The following is a 13,403-nucleotide window of genomic DNA, read 5'->3' on the forward strand; positions in this document are numbered from 1 at the left end:
TATTTTTATACACTCTTTCCTTGTTATCCCTCAGAACATAAAAACTCTTTTGTAAAAACTGCACACAAAAAAGCCGCACGGTTGCTGTGCAGCTTCTATACTTGCATCATATTAACGGAACGGGCTTTTTTCGCTTTACGCAAACCAAACCACCATAAAAATACCATAAATGGAAGCATATAATAAATCCAATTGCTAAGCGCTGTTAGGATAAAATCATATGATCCATGCAAAAGGGATGGGACAACTAAAGAAAGAGTAAGCCACTTTACACGCGCCTTATCAGCGGAAAAACGGGCTTTTCCAAGGTAAAATCCCATTATAACGCCAATCAAGGCATGGCATGAAACAGGCAGCAGCGCCCTGACAAACGCATGCTCCACGCCGTGGCCAATTAAATAAAGAATATTTTCGAGGGTTGCAAAACCGAGTGATACACTTGTACCGTACACAATCCCGTCATAATGCTCATCAAAGTGGGCGTGCGGGTAGACACTGATCATCAGTATAAACCATTTTAATGATTCCTCCAAAAACCCCGAAGATAAAAAAGAAACGAAAAAGCTTCCGCCTCCTACATTCTCTTTTTCAAGTACATACTGGATAAACATGATGGGAAATACAAGAACAACCCCGAGAAAAAACGACCGTAGCACCATATGTACAGGTTCATTATCATACTGATCTTTTAAATAAAAATAACTTAATAACGCGATGCCGGGGGCAATTCCTGCAGAGATGATTGCAAACATCAGGCAACCTCTTTCCTTTATATTCCTACGTCTATCCTACCATGTTGTTTAAAATTTTACATCTGTCTGCACTTAAAAAAACAAAAAGAGCATACGAATGCATCATATGCTCCTCATCTTTAATGGTTTTCTCTTTTGGCGATTTCCGCTGCGATATGCCCCCCGTGAAACCTGCCGTTTTCAATAAATATTTCATTTGCATTATTTCCCGCAGCAATAACCCCGGCAATAAAGACACCTTCAACGTTCGTTTCCATCGTTTCTTCGTTGAAATATGGACGCCCTGTTTCTTTATCAATTTCAACACCAATTTTTTCAAGAAATTGATGATCGGGATGATAGCCTGTCATGGCAAATACAAAATCATTTTTAATGGTAATGAGTTCTTTCTCTCCGGAGCGAAACACAACTTCATCCTCGGTGATTTTTTCGACACAAGCGCCAAATTCCATACGGATTGTACCGTTTCTGACGAGGGCTTCAAATTCTGGCAGAATCCACGGCTTAATGCTTGGAGAATACTCATTGCCCCTATATAAAACTGTGACACGCGCCCCAGATTTCACGAGTTCAAGGGCGGCGTCCACGCTTGAATTTTTCCCGCCAATGACAACAACATCTTTATCAAAATACGGGTGGCCTTCTTTAAAATAATGAAATACTTTCGGCAAATCCTCACCGGGTACGCCCATATAGTTTGGATGATCATAATAGCCTGTGGCGATGATACAATATGGCGTCGTGTAGGTCTCTTTTGACGTCTCAATAACGAATGTGTTATTTTGCGTTTTCGTCACTTTACGCACCATTTCAAACGCATTAACACGGATGTTTTTCCGTTTAACGACTTCCCGGTAATACGATAAAGCCTGAATTCTGACAGGCTTCCTGTTCTCTGTAATAAATGCCACATCTCCGATTTCGAGCTTTTCACTTGAACTGAAAAAGGTTTGATGCGTCGGGTAATTGTAAATACTGTTAACGACATTGCCTTTTTCGATGACGAGGGCATCAATGCCAATTTGTTTTAGGTGAATGGCAGCAGATAGTCCACAAGGTCCTCCGCCTATAATAATTGCTTTTTCTTGAATCATTTCTGTCAACTCCTGCGATTGGCATTTCACTTCATATTTTCTATTTCCGAATAAAAAAATCTCCTATTTTATCATAGGAGATTTTTTATTTTTATGCAAATCATCAACTTATATCCAGCCTCTAAAACGCGAAGCTTCAGCCATTTTGCGAACGCCGACCATATATGCAGCGAGCCTCATGTCAATTCTTCGGTTGTTAGCCATTTCGTAAATATTGTTAAATGATTTGACCATCATTTTTTCTAATTTTTCTTCTACCTCTTCTTCACTCCAGTAGAAGCCTTGGTTATTCTGAACCCATTCAAAATAAGAAACTGTTACGCCACCGGCACTTGCCAGCACGTCTGGTACAAGCAGAATGTCCCGGTCTGAAAGAATTTTTGTTCCTTCAAGCGTTGTTGGTCCGTTCGCTGCTTCAACGACAATTTTAGCCCGGATATTATGGGCATTTTCTTCTGTAATTTGATTTTCAATCGCAGCAGGAACGAGAATATCACAATCCAGCTCCAGCAGCTCTTGGTTGGTAATGGTATCGTTGAAAAGCTTTGTTACGGTACCGAAGCTGTCGCGTCGGTCGAGTAAATAATCGATATCAAGGCCTTCCGGATCATAAAGTCCGCCATACGCATCTGAGATGCCGACAACTTTTGCCCCCGCATCATGCATAAATTTTGCCAAATAGCTTCCCGCGTTTCCGAAGCCTTGGACAACGACACGCGCACCTTTAATATCGATGCCTCTCTTCTTAGCCGCTTCTTTAATACAGATGGTAACACCTTTTGCTGTCGCAGATTCTCTCCCGTGAGATCCGCCAAGCACAAGCGGTTTGCCTGTAATAAATCCAGGCGAATTAAATTCATCAATTCTTGAATACTCATCCATCATCCAAGCCATGATTTGTGAGTTTGTAAATACATCCGGTGCCGGCACGTCTTTTGTCGGGCCGACAATTTGGCTGATCGCTCTGACATACCCTCTGCTCAGACGCTCCAGCTCTCTAAACGACATATCCCTTGGATCACAAACAATTCCGCCTTTACCACCGCCATATGGAAGATCAATTATGCCGCATTTTAAACTCATCCAAATTGAAAGCGCCTTCACCTCTTTTTCTGTTACGTTCGGGTGAAAACGTATCCCGCCTTTCGTTGGACCGACAGAGTCATTGTGCTGCGCACGATATCCTGTGAAAATCTTTACTGAACCGTCGTCCATACGAACAGGTATTTTTACCGTTAATAATCTCATCGGCTCTTTTAACAATTCGTATACCTCTTCGGGATATCCCAATTTTTCCAGAGCCTTATGTATTACGGTTTGGGTTGATTTTAATACATCAAGTTTGTCCTCTTCTGTATGACCGGTGTTTCGATCGGCTGCCATTTGAGTTAACCTCCTAGAATCTTCTGTTTCTCACATGCTCCCTTTCAGAGAATAGTATACACCTTCATATGATCTGTGCATAGAATAAACGTTATGTTTTTCCATGTTTTTTAACGAAAAAAAACTGCTGAAATCAGCAGTTTTCCGTTGCATTCTTATGAAAAATGAGTTTGTATCGTTTCTACGGCATTACCGTCCATAATGAGCTTACCATACTCTTGCAGGCGATAAATCGTTAAAGTTGTCGGATTGCCGTATTCAGCCAGAACCGCCACAACCCCTTCAGCCGTATGTGACCCTAGATCTTCAAGGCTTAAAAAGTACTGCCCGTCATAGTGGTAGACAGTTCCCCCTGTGATACCGATTCGCTGTAAGCTTTCTGAAAGCTGAATGATATCTTCAAAGGAATGGAATTGATATATGATGTCCGCGCTTTCATCAAGCTTGACTTGCATTTCGATGTAATCATCATCATACTCATCGTCTTCTGAATCGGCGTCTTGGTTCTTTGTTACAATCACGACCATCCCTTGTGCTTGGAGAGAATACACTTCCACTGCAATCGGTCCATTCGCTTCAAAGCCGAGCTCTGTATTTGCTTCATTCATCATATCTTTAAATAACTGGTGGACTTTAAATGAGTCCTTCCAGAGGTCTTCTTTTGTCAATCCCCGGTCTGTCAAATCATCGAGGGTTAAAAAGATTTTGATCTTATTATAATTCAGACGCTCAAGCCGCATAACGTTCCCTCCTGCCTCTACTTGCACACAAATCATATAACACATTATATGAGATGATGAGTCATAGGTTCTTAATTGTTATCAGTTTACACTGAGTTCACTAGTAAGACAAGCACAATGCAGTTTTTATTGCCATACGGATTTTTGCTTTTTAGAAGTTATTCTGGCCCGCAAAGAGTCACAATGTGAGTTTCAGGCTCAGCACCTAAACGAAGAGGCACTTTTGTCGTGCCGTAGCCGTTGCTGATCAGATATGCCGCGTTTTTAACAATACCTGTTTTCCCCAGTTCATAAGGACCGAATTTTCCAAACCTGATCTGGCCTCCATGGGTATGTCCGCTGAGTATCACATCAATACCGTCATCTTCATTGATTTGTTCATGAATCTCCGGATTATGGCAAACCAGAATATTCAGCTGGCTTTCATCAAGTTCTTTGATGGCTTCCTCATAATGATCCATCTCCATCCTGATATCATCAACCCCCGCAATCGCAATCGTATGCCCATTGTATGAAAACGGGACTGACTCATTTCTCAGAGTGATGACGCCGTGCGCTTTAAATATGGAATACAGCTTATGCTGCCTGACTTCATAATCATTATTCCCCCACACAAACACGATAGGGACCCCGAAATGTACGAGCCTTTTGATGTTTTCCTCGATTCTCGCACTGGGCACCCCGCCCTCAGCTAAATCACCGCCGATTATAACCAAGTGGGGGGCATGGCTTCGTGCTTTTTCTAAAAGGTCTTGATCGATGAGACGTTTGTGAATGTCTGAAATAAAAAAGATTGTCAGAGGCGGCTTGCCCTTCATCTTTGATAAAGGAAACGTATGTGTCTTCAAATGATTGCCTTTTGCTGTTGCATACATTTTTGCCGTCATTGCCGCTGCCGCAACAGTTAGTACACCGGCAATTTTCACTGATAGCTTCATAAAAAACTCTCCATTCTTTTTAGAACTTATCAATAAGACGGACAATAAAAAAAGACGTTTCTATCGTTTGAGAAAACGCCCCATTTTATTTACTTTCAAAATATAGATTAATGTCATATTTGTGCTTCATCATGTGAAAAACAGACTCTCTCGCCTTCCATTTATCGGGCTGCGGCCAGAGATCAGTGCTTTTCTGAATAATTTCACATCTCAGTTTATGGAAATCAGTCTCGGATTTCTCTTCCTTTTTCTTGAAATAATATGAAGTGCAGTAGGCAAAAGCGGTTGCCAGCATCCAAAATAAATAAAAGGTATGGCTAAGTATTTCTTGAAGTATAAGCTGAGGCTCCGGGCTTTTGATCATGATCATAACACATAATAAGCCTAGGCAGATAAGTGAAGCCCATCGCCATCTGCGGCATTGCGCTGCATAATTTTCGAATTTTTGTTTTCGTTTTACAAGCGCTTGGAGCATCTGTTTGGTCGGCGCGTCTGTAAACTGATCCAGCTGATTCCATAAGGATTCCATACGCTTCACACCTTGTCCATTTTCATTGCTACAATATATGAACGTAAAATAAAAATAATACCCTATTCATCCATTAAGGGGATGTCCAAAACTTGTCCGGTGTAAACATCATTTCCATTCAGATGATTATACGCTCGAATTTTTTCTTCTCCTGTCCGGCTTTTATAATACTTCATGGAAATGCGGTATAGCGTTTCTTTCTTTTGGACGGTGTGCTTGACAACGCGATTCGGCACATTTTGAACTGGCTCAGCTGGCTGTTCTTGCTGTTGTACTGTTGATTGGGAAGAGGAAGCAGCCGCGGCGGTTGCTTCCTCCTTATTTGCCGAGTCTTCTTTTTCCGCTACAGCAGTCTGTTTCTTATCAGCAGCTGTTTGCTCTTTTGGCTTGGAATCTTCTGGCTCTTTTTTTGACTCCTTCTGCAGTGCGGTTTCTTTAGTGTCTGCGGTATCGTTTTTATCCTCTGATTTCGGGACAACCTCATATTTGCTTTGGCTGCTGTCAATAAAAACATCTTCATAATCGTCATGATTATCCGGGTGGCTCTTTAGATAAAATAAGGTGACTAAAACGATAACCGGCACAAATACAAATATTACTGCGAGTACTGTGAATAATGGCGTTTTTGTTTTGCCTTGCTTTTTTTTCTGTTCTCTTTGATTTTTTACAGATTGTCTTGTCGGAAGGCTTTCTCCATCATCGACATAATCGTCCGCCAATGCGGCGTTTTGATCTTCATAAAGATTCTGGGCTTTTCTTCTCTCTACTCTCGACATGTTCGTCATGTTTATCCCTCCTCACATGTTCAAAACGAATCTGACAGGCAAACACGGCATCAATGATAAAATGCGCCGTCATCGGAACAAATAAGTTGCCGGTCCATTCATACATCAGACCGAGCAAAAAGCTGATTGCTGTCACCATAATAAATAACAGCCATTTTGACAAATACCGAAAGTGCAGAGCGGCAAATATAAGGCTGGCCGTCCATAAACCGATATGAGTCTGCAGCACTCCTCTGAATAACATTTCTTCCGCGAAAGCAATCAGAAGCGTTAAAAATATAATATGAGGGATTGACCTCTTACTGAATATTTTTTTATTGATTCCGCCGTCATCATATAAATGAGACGGAAACCATTTCATTACTGCCATATCGGCTAAAATAACAATAACAGCTATAGAAACACCATACCAGATGATTCGCATATCGCGAATGTCCCAGAGCTTTAATACGTCCCGTACATCCTCAAAAAAGAACAGTCCTGCTGCAGCAGCGGCAAAGATGATGAGTAGCTGCGTCAAATATAACTGCTTCAGCATATCATGGTCAGTCATATGCTGAATATAATCTTTTTGCTGTTTCAGTTCAGCTCACCTACAGTCTGCAAGCTGAATATCCGGTGCAATTCCGAACTCCAGCTGTCTAATAGCGCCATTTTACTCCGTTCCCCTTTTTGTTCATACAAGGATAAATCAAAACCGCAATGTGAACAGCACGGGAGGTTTCCGTCATCAGGCTCGTATGATTCATCAAAGTAGGTTAACAGTGCCTGCCTTAAACAGCCGTCACGCTGAAGCAAAAATGATACACGGTGCATTTTTTCCAGCTTCAGCTCCATGCGATATGAAATTTCTTTCTTCATCAGTTCAACTGATGTTTTTCCCTGCATAAAGAGATGAATCATCATACGGGCCTGTGTCTCTCCGACGCCATACTGAAGTAATACGTCACGCAGCCTTCTCTCATCCCGCTCCTCCGTCTTCTCTAGCACACGGATCACGTCGGCGATTTCTTCAGCTGTGACACTCTCCATCTGGATAATCTGTTCCTGCAATTCAAAATCCCCTGGCGCCCGCAGCAAAATGCTGACACTCGGCTTTCCATCACGTCCCGCTCTGCCGATTTCCTGCATAAAAGCTTCTGCCGTCTGCGGGAGATGAAAATGAATCACATATCTGATATCGGGTTTATCGACACCCATTCCAAACGCATTCGTACAACATATCACATCAAGCTGGTTATGAATAAACTGCTGCTGAATTAAAATCCTGTCCCCTGACTCCAAACCGCCATGGTAAAAGTCGGCTCTGCTGCTCGTTTTGCTTTTAATTTCACCCGCTAATTCCTCGGCCCATTTCCGTGTTGGACAATAAACAATTCCCGGACCTTGCAGGTTTTCAACCAGCTGAATGACCCTATCTATTTTTTCGGCAGTATCCGCCGCATTTTCAACCCTCAGTGCGATGTTTGGGCGGTTGACTGAGTTGAGATGGCGTACAGCATGCTGCAGCTCCAGCAGGTTCATGACATCTTGCAGCGTTTCCTTTGTAGCCGTGGCGGTCAATGCCAGAACGGGCGGGTGACCAAGTTTTTTTCTCAGCTGTCCGAGCTTTGAATAATCAGGCCTGAAGTCGTGTCCCCATTCAGAAATACAATGCGCTTCGTCAATAACAAATAGGCTAATCGGAACGCTTTTCAATTTTTCCAATACATATGGAGACTGTAAAGCTTCAGGAGACAAGTACAAAAATTTATATCGATGAATATGTTCTAAAACAAATTGTCTTTCCTGCCTGTTAAGCATGCTGTTCAAAGCTGCAGCACGCTTTTCCCCCCGGGCTTTGAGCTGCTGCACCTGATCCTCCATTAAAGAAAGCAGTGGAGAAACGATTAATACCATGCCGTCAAGCATATAACCAGGCAGCTGGTAGCAAAGCGATTTCCCTCCCCCAGTCGGGAGCATTGCAATGGTATCCTTCCCGCTGAGTATGCTTTCAATAATGTCCTGCTGCCCTTTTTTAAAGGAAGTAAAACCAAAAAACTGATATAACGTTTGCTGTAATTTAGTCATATTGCTGCACCTGCTTTGTCAATGCCAGTCTGATTTGAAAGTAGCTGAACCGCTGTTCCAGCCCGTCGCGAATTTGTTTGATTTTATTCGTCCGCATCCGTTTGGCAAACTCTGCGATTTGAAGCTGGTCTTCTGCTGATACATAGTCATTAATCATAAACGCAGGCTCATGGAGAGAAATCTCGACAATGTGGTCTTCAATCGTCGCTGTTTTCAGCTTTCTGATTTCAGCAATTCGCTGTATCGGAAACCCTTGTTTGACCATCTGCCATGTTTTCCTCGTCGACTCTGTCAGGGCATTATCTAAGTGCACATCAGAAAGGAGATCCTTTAACAAAGCATCTTCACACTCCGGAAGAGAATGAATAAAATAATGTACCGAAGCCCAAAACATGATATAGACATACCATTCGTCTTCTTTCAGCGTATCAGCAAGCTGCCTGCTCGTATAACCGATCCGATGGTGCGAGGTTAAGGAGTAGACAAAAATTTGCGCTGCTTTGTTTTCAATCTTTTTCAAATGCGCCTCAAGCATGGCAAAAAGGCTTTTTGCCATCTCTATATGATCCGTATGCCGGGACAGGTATTTCTTTACCCAGTGAAGTGTCTTATGATCCTTTGTGACAGGGATATACTGCCTGCTCCCTTGCTGTTTATGGGATAGGACCTGCACAAGCAGCGAAAGCCTTTTCCAAAGCACGCCGGCAGCCTGCTGATAATGAGCGCCGTGACAATGAACGGGCCAAGGCCGCTCGCTAAGGGCATGTCTCAAAACTGCTGCGCCGCTGGCTGTCACTTTGTATGTATCTGATTCAGACATTGGCGCGAGATATGAATGCTTTTCAAGCTTGTCAAGCGACGCAGAAATATCGCTTCTCGAACATTTTGCCGCCATTCCAAAGTATTTTGCAGTCTGAAATAAGCCGGCATCTTGAATGGTCTGTGACGATCTCTTGCCTTTGAATAGGTGAAAAACAGCGCTTCCCGACCGTTCCCCGTTTATTTTGCAAAGACAATCGAGAACCATAATATCGAAGTAATTTAATGACAACCTATCCACCTACATTCTTCCTGACAAAAATCGTTGATTTGCTCTTTTTATTTTAACAGATTTCAAACAGAAATCGACGTTTAAAGTCATCATTAAGGGGGATGTTATGTAGATAACCCCTTATGTGATAAGCATTCTCAATCATTTTTCTGTTGAAATGTGGCAGCAACATCATTACAATAAGTAAGAGGAATAGGTGTTAAATTGATTAAATATAAAGATTGATCCATTTGTTCCACCAAGAACAATCTGGGAGGTTTTATTCATGGCAAAGTACACAATCGTAGACAAAGATACATGTATTGCATGCGGCGCTTGCGGAGCTGCTGCACCAGACATTTACGATTACGATGATGAAGGCATCGCGTTCGTAACGCTTGATGAAAACAAAGGTGTTGTCGAAGTTCCTGAGGTACTGGAAGAAGATATGATTGACGCATTTGAAGGATGCCCTACTGATTCCATCAAAGTGGCGGATGAGCCATTTGAAGGCGACCCGCTTAAATTTGAATAGAAGTAACTAAAAAAAGCTCCCGAACGGGAGCTTTTTTATTTAATGGATATGTGCACTTCGCTGCTGCTCAATCCATGGCTTAAGCTTGATAAAAATTAGTGAGAATACAACCGTAATTACAATACCTTTTATCATGTTAAACGGCAGGATACCTGCGACGACTGCTGTTTTTAGCGCGCTGTCGGATAATGCCGGTGAATGTAAAAACCACGTGTATGCCGGAAGAATCAGAACATAATTTAAAATACTCATTAAAATGGTCATCGCTGCAGTTCCCAAAAGCAGGCTGACAGCCAAGCCCTTTGCTGAGTTGAGTTTTTTAAATAAGAAAGCAGTCGGTAATATAAAGAGTGTTCCTGCAATAAAATTCGCAACTTGCCCTACAGGAACTCCGGCCATGCTTCCCTGAATGATATACTGAAGAACATTTTTTATCGCTTCTACGGCAATACCCGCCAAAGGTCCGTAAATCAGAATGGCAATAATAGCGGGAACGTCGCTAAAATCGATTTTTAAATAATCCGGAAGACCCGGAAACGGGAAATTTAACAGCATCAAAACAAATGCAATGCTGCTCAGCATGCTGACCACAACTAATTTTTTTACTTTCACTTCATTCTCTCCTTTTCGATCACATCTTACTCGAAAACGGAAAGGTTCTTTTCCTGCCAATAAAAAAACCGCTTCATATATAAAAGCGGGGTTTCGAAAATTAGGCTAGGCAAAGAAACGTTTGAAAAATTCAATTTCAAAACGCTTATGAACCTCCATCTTCTCCCATCCAGACTGTACTGTCGGCTCCGGAATCTCACCGAATCCTGCTGTAAAGACAGCTCGCGGGCTTAGAGCCATTGGCTCATCACCGCCGGTAGGGAATTTCACCCTGCCCCGAAGATTGATCATATGAAATTTAATTACATTATAAACGATAACTGGTTGGCTGTATAGAGAATTGCTTCAAATTAAATATATTACCTGCAAGCTGTCAGATCATTGATTTATTAGGCTTTACTTTTATCCTTTACTGCGTCAATACACGTTGACACTCTTTTGAGAATATGTTAAATTATCAGATATTTAGTTTGTCAATTTAGGAGGAAATCTAACGATGTTTCGAGTATTGGTCTCAGACAAAATGAGCAACGACGGTTTACAGCCACTTATTGAATCAGACTTTATTGAAATCGTTCAAAAAAACGTAGCAGATGCAGAAGATGAATTACATACTTTTGATGCTCTTTTGGTGCGAAGCGCGACAAAAGTAACAGAAGACCTTTTCAACAAAATGACTTCTTTAAAAATTGTCGGAAGAGCCGGTGTCGGTGTCGATAATATCGATATTGATGAGGCTACGAAACACGGGGTAATCGTGATCAATGCTCCGAACGGCAACACCATTTCGACAGCTGAGCATACATTTGCAATGATCTCTTCTTTAATGAGACACATTCCGCAGGCTAATATCTCAGTGAAATCCAGAGAGTGGAACCGCACAGCTTATGTCGGTTCAGAGCTTTATGGAAAAACGCTTGGTATTGTAGGATTAGGCCGAATCGGAAGTGAAATTGCACAGCGTGCGAGAGCGTTCGGTATGACTGTGCACGTTTTTGATCCTTTCTTAACGGAAGAAAGAGCGAAAAAAATCGGCGTAAACAGCCGTACATTTGAAGAAGTGCTTGAAAGTGCGGATATCATTACCGTTCACACGCCTTTAACAAAAGAAACAAAAGGCTTATTGAATAAAGAAACGATTGCAAAAACGAAAAAAGGCGTTCGCTTAATTAACTGTGCGCGAGGCGGAATTATCGATGAAGCAGCACTTCTCGAAGCTTTGGAAAACGGGCATGTTGCGGGAGCAGCGCTTGACGTTTTCGAAGTCGAACCGCCAGTTGACAACAAACTTGTTGATCATCCATTAGTCATTGCCACTCCTCACTTGGGAGCATCAACGAAAGAAGCACAGCTCAATGTCGCCGCCCAAGTGTCAGAAGAAGTTCTGCAGTTCGCAAAAGGCCTGCCTGTCATGTCAGCTATCAACCTGCCTGCCATGACAAAAGATGAATTTGCTAAAATTAAGCCTTACCATCAAATTGCAGGAAAAATTGGCAGCCTTGTATCACAGTGCATGAAAGAACCAGTACAGGATGTTGCCATTCAATATGAAGGCACAATTGCTAAACTTGAAACATCGTTCATTACAAAAGCCCTTCTGTCAGGCTTTTTAAAACCGCGCGTTGACTCTACTGTTAACGAGGTCAATGCCGGGGGTGTCGCAAAAGAACGCGGCATTAGCTTCAGTGAAAAAATTTCCTCTTCTGAATCTGGATACGATAACTGCATCAGCGTAAAAGTGACAGGAGACCGCAGCACCTTTACTGTAACGGCTACGTATATTCCTCATTTCGGAGAACGAATTGTCGAGATCAATGGATTTAATATTGATTTTTATCCGACTGGTCACTTGGTGTATATCCAGCATCAAGATACAACAGGTGTCATCGGCCGAGTAGGACGTATTCTCGGAGATAATGATATTAACATTGCAACTATGCAGGTTGGCCGTAAGGAAAAAGGCGGAGAAGCCATCATGATGCTTTCCTTTGACAGACATCTGGAAGATAAAATTGTGAAAGAACTAACAAATGTCCCTGATATTGTGTCTGTGAAGCTCATTGATCTGCCATAATTAAAAAAACTCAAGCTATATAGCTTGAGTTTTTTTATTGTTCTATCCCCGTGTGTTTTTATGCAAAATATCTAAGACACTCCTTAGCTCAGAAACAGGAATTTGGCCTGGTGCGGACGCCTCTTCTCCAGCTCCAAAAGTACAAGCCGATCCAAAAACCTCACCGCTCAGCCTGCTGATGAGCCCTGTTGCAGCCATTGACATTGTAATAATGGGGCGGTCTGCATATATTGTTTTCATTGTATACGTCGCATCAAGCAGTGTTAGGAGATCTCCAGTATCATTCGGCATGACAGCCATTTTGGGAATATGTGCCCCTAAATCCTGCATTTTCCGAAGTCTTGAAAGAATCTCATCTTTCGAAGGTGTTTTTTCAAAGTCGTGATTTGACATCACCACATAGACGTTGTTTTCTTCCGCCAGCGATACTAACGCCTTTACATTTGCATCTCCTGAAAATAATTCGATATCTATCAGATCGATGTCTTTTGTTTGGATTGCCGATTCCAGCAAAGCAAGATAGGAGCTTTCGTCCATCTCCATGCTCCCGCCCTCTTTGTGGGTTCTGAATGTAAATAGAAATAGCTTGTCTTCTAAAGAATTACGAAGCTTAGAAATGAGCTTTGTGACCGCTTCTCTGTCATTAGCTTTTTCAAATACGTCGACTCTCCATTCAACAATGTCCGGATTCAGTAATTTTACTGCCTCTGCTTCATTCAGAATTTGTTTTTCCGTCTTTCCCATCAGCGGAACGATGATTTTCGGCGTTCCTTCCCCGATGGAAACTCCTTTAATTGTTAACACGTTCACTCATCTCAAATCCTTTCAATCGTTACCTTGTTTTATTATACACGTACAACT

14 protein-coding genes and 1 riboswitch are annotated in these 13,403 nt (G+C 42.1%); of the genes, 2 read left to right on the top strand and 12 right to left on the bottom strand.

Annotated features, from left to right (window positions below):
• Positions 1-95: 95 nt before the first annotated feature.
• The 10 genes from prsW to MKX71_RS11440 form a co-directional block, all read right to left on the bottom strand.
• On the bottom strand, positions 96-752 hold the full coding sequence (gene prsW, locus MKX71_RS11395) for a glutamic-type intramembrane protease PrsW (protein WP_014480144.1): 657 nt from the start codon (positions 750-752) through the stop codon (positions 96-98).
• 119 nt (positions 753-871) lie between these two features.
• On the bottom strand, positions 872-1,846 hold the full coding sequence (locus tag MKX71_RS11400) for a YpdA family putative bacillithiol disulfide reductase (protein WP_015714182.1): 975 nt from the start codon (positions 1,844-1,846) through the stop codon (positions 872-874).
• A 108-nt stretch (positions 1,847-1,954) separates the two neighbouring features.
• Entirely contained in the window at positions 1,955-3,229 is a 1,275-nt protein-coding gene (gene gudB / locus MKX71_RS11405; protein WP_003230536.1) for an NAD-specific glutamate dehydrogenase, read from the bottom strand.
• A 155-nt stretch (positions 3,230-3,384) separates the two neighbouring features.
• Complete coding sequence (locus tag MKX71_RS11410; protein ID WP_003230533.1) at positions 3,385-3,969, bottom strand: genetic competence negative regulator; 585 nt, start codon at positions 3,967-3,969, stop codon at positions 3,385-3,387.
• A gap of 158 nt (positions 3,970-4,127) precedes the next feature.
• A complete protein-coding gene (locus MKX71_RS11415; RefSeq protein ID WP_003230532.1) occupies positions 4,128-4,907 on the bottom strand; it encodes a metallophosphoesterase in 780 nt (259 codons plus the stop codon).
• Between the two features lie 85 nt (positions 4,908-4,992).
• Positions 4,993-5,436, bottom strand: a complete 444-nt coding sequence (locus tag MKX71_RS11420) for a YpbF family protein (protein ID WP_003230531.1) — start codon at positions 5,434-5,436, stop codon at positions 4,993-4,995.
• Between the two features lie 62 nt (positions 5,437-5,498).
• The gene (locus MKX71_RS11425) at positions 5,499-6,221 is read right to left on the bottom strand and encodes a LysM peptidoglycan-binding domain-containing protein (protein ID WP_264099018.1); all 723 of its coding nucleotides are present in this window, start codon (positions 6,219-6,221) and stop codon (positions 5,499-5,501) included.
• Entirely contained in the window at positions 6,172-6,774 is a 603-nt protein-coding gene (locus MKX71_RS11430; protein WP_003230529.1) for a CPBP family intramembrane glutamic endopeptidase, read from the bottom strand. The genes MKX71_RS11425 and MKX71_RS11430 overlap by 50 nt, the downstream gene beginning before the upstream one ends.
• Before the next feature lie 26 nt (positions 6,775-6,800).
• Positions 6,801-8,291, bottom strand: coding sequence for an ATP-dependent DNA helicase RecQ (locus MKX71_RS11435; protein ID WP_339231113.1), 1,491 nt, complete (start codon positions 8,289-8,291; stop codon positions 6,801-6,803).
• Complete coding sequence (locus MKX71_RS11440) at positions 8,284-9,342, bottom strand: helix-turn-helix domain-containing protein (protein ID WP_004398594.1); 1,059 nt, start codon at positions 9,340-9,342, stop codon at positions 8,284-8,286. Before MKX71_RS11440 ends, MKX71_RS11435 begins: the two co-directional genes overlap by 8 nt.
• A gap of 265 nt (positions 9,343-9,607) precedes the next feature.
• Between MKX71_RS11440 and MKX71_RS11445 the strand changes: the two genes are divergently transcribed.
• The gene (locus MKX71_RS11445) at positions 9,608-9,856 is read left to right on the top strand and encodes a ferredoxin (protein ID WP_003225461.1); all 249 of its coding nucleotides are present in this window, start codon (positions 9,608-9,610) and stop codon (positions 9,854-9,856) included.
• Positions 9,857-9,895: 39 nt separating this feature from the next.
• Here the strand turns inward: MKX71_RS11445 and fmnP are convergent, their stop codons facing one another.
• Positions 9,896-10,468: a riboflavin transporter FmnP gene (fmnP, locus tag MKX71_RS11450; protein ID WP_004399159.1), complete on the bottom strand. Its 573-nt coding sequence runs from the start codon at positions 10,466-10,468 to the stop codon at positions 9,896-9,898.
• Between the two features lie 153 nt (positions 10,469-10,621).
• A riboswitch (FMN riboswitch) is annotated at positions 10,622-10,756 on the bottom strand.
• Positions 10,757-10,964: 208 nt separating this feature from the next.
• Here fmnP and serA point away from each other — a divergent pair.
• Positions 10,965-12,542, top strand: a complete 1,578-nt coding sequence (serA, locus tag MKX71_RS11455; protein WP_004398713.1) for a phosphoglycerate dehydrogenase — start codon at positions 10,965-10,967, stop codon at positions 12,540-12,542.
• Between the two features lie 42 nt (positions 12,543-12,584).
• Here serA and aroD read toward each other — a convergent pair whose 3' ends face one another.
• Positions 12,585-13,352, bottom strand: coding sequence for a type I 3-dehydroquinate dehydratase (gene aroD / locus MKX71_RS11460; RefSeq protein WP_339231115.1), 768 nt, complete (start codon positions 13,350-13,352; stop codon positions 12,585-12,587).
• Positions 13,353-13,403 lie beyond the last annotated feature (51 nt).

This window comes from Bacillus sp. FSL M8-0071, assembly GCF_037975455.1.
In the GTDB taxonomy this organism is placed as follows: domain Bacteria; phylum Bacillota; class Bacilli; order Bacillales; family Bacillaceae; genus Bacillus; species Bacillus subtilis.

What these genes read in the sequence shown, in the direction of transcription:
- gudB (WP_003230536.1), bottom strand. Translation starts at nt 3,229, where the DNA reads ATGGCAGCCGATCGAAACACCGGTCATACAGAAGAGGACAAACTTGAT.
- prsW (WP_014480144.1), bottom strand. Translation starts at nt 752, where the DNA reads ATGTTTGCAATCATCTCTGCAGGAATTGCCCCCGGCATCGCGTTATTA.
- serA (WP_004398713.1), top strand. Translation starts at nt 10,965, where the DNA reads ATGTTTCGAGTATTGGTCTCAGACAAAATGAGCAACGACGGTTTACAG.
- MKX71_RS11415 (WP_003230532.1), bottom strand. Translation starts at nt 4,907, where the DNA reads ATGAAGCTATCAGTGAAAATTGCCGGTGTACTAACTGTTGCGGCAGCG.
- MKX71_RS11420 (WP_003230531.1), bottom strand. Translation starts at nt 5,436, where the DNA reads ATGGAATCCTTATGGAATCAGCTGGATCAGTTTACAGACGCGCCGACC.
- MKX71_RS11425 (WP_264099018.1), bottom strand. Translation starts at nt 6,221, where the DNA reads ATGACGAACATGTCGAGAGTAGAGAGAAGAAAAGCCCAGAATCTTTAT.
- MKX71_RS11400 (WP_015714182.1), bottom strand. Translation starts at nt 1,846, where the DNA reads ATGATTCAAGAAAAAGCAATTATTATAGGCGGAGGACCTTGTGGACTA.
- MKX71_RS11410 (WP_003230533.1), bottom strand. Translation starts at nt 3,969, where the DNA reads ATGCGGCTTGAGCGTCTGAATTATAATAAGATCAAAATCTTTTTAACC.
- MKX71_RS11435 (WP_339231113.1), bottom strand. Translation starts at nt 8,291, where the DNA reads ATGACTAAATTACAGCAAACGTTATATCAGTTTTTTGGTTTTACTTCC.
- MKX71_RS11430 (WP_003230529.1), bottom strand. Translation starts at nt 6,774, where the DNA reads ATGACTGACCATGATATGCTGAAGCAGTTATATTTGACGCAGCTACTC.
- MKX71_RS11445 (WP_003225461.1), top strand. Translation starts at nt 9,608, where the DNA reads ATGGCAAAGTACACAATCGTAGACAAAGATACATGTATTGCATGCGGC.